This is a genomic window from Flavobacterium sp. UBA4854 (assembly GCF_002399805.1).
GTDB classification, from domain to species: Bacteria; Bacteroidota; Bacteroidia; order Flavobacteriales; family Flavobacteriaceae; genus Flavobacterium; species Flavobacterium ginsengisoli.
The window spans coordinates 1,821-2,260 of record NZ_DHEI01000143.1 but is presented as its reverse complement, the minus strand read 5'-3'; the positions used below and the strand labels follow the sequence as shown (position 1 = coordinate 2,260).

Sequence of the window (440 nt, the reverse complement as noted above, 5' to 3'; positions counted from 1 at the left end):
TAGTGGAAATCCCAAGATAGGATTGGAACTGAATTTCGCTGCAGCGGATCATCAGAATTTCTATTTTTCATACAAAATCAATTCAGAAGATAGATAAATCTTTTTACTCAAAGGTAGCAGAAAAATCTTATCGCTCGCATTCCATTCCTTATTTTGAACTTTTAAAAATTGTTATTAAAAAGTAAATTTTAGCTGCACCACAACTGCCTTTTTTTCCTCGTTATTTAAGTTGCTTAATGAGATTCCGAGCAATCGTACCGAATCTTTCATCTTTTCCTGATATAACAACTCCTCAACATTTTCCATAATCAGACTTTTATCAGAAATAAAATAAGGAAGGGTTTTACTTCTCGTTTGCTGCGAAAAATCGCTGTATTTGATTTTAAGTGTAATTGTTTTTCCAGAAATATTATGCCTTTGCAGACGTTTTTCTAACGAAA

General features: G+C 32.0%; 1 pseudogene. It reads right to left on the bottom strand.

Annotated elements, in window-relative coordinates:
- Positions 1–174: 174 nt before the first annotated feature.
- A pseudogene (locus B3J44_RS20610) lies at positions 175–440 on the bottom strand (DNA polymerase IV); the annotation flags it as partial.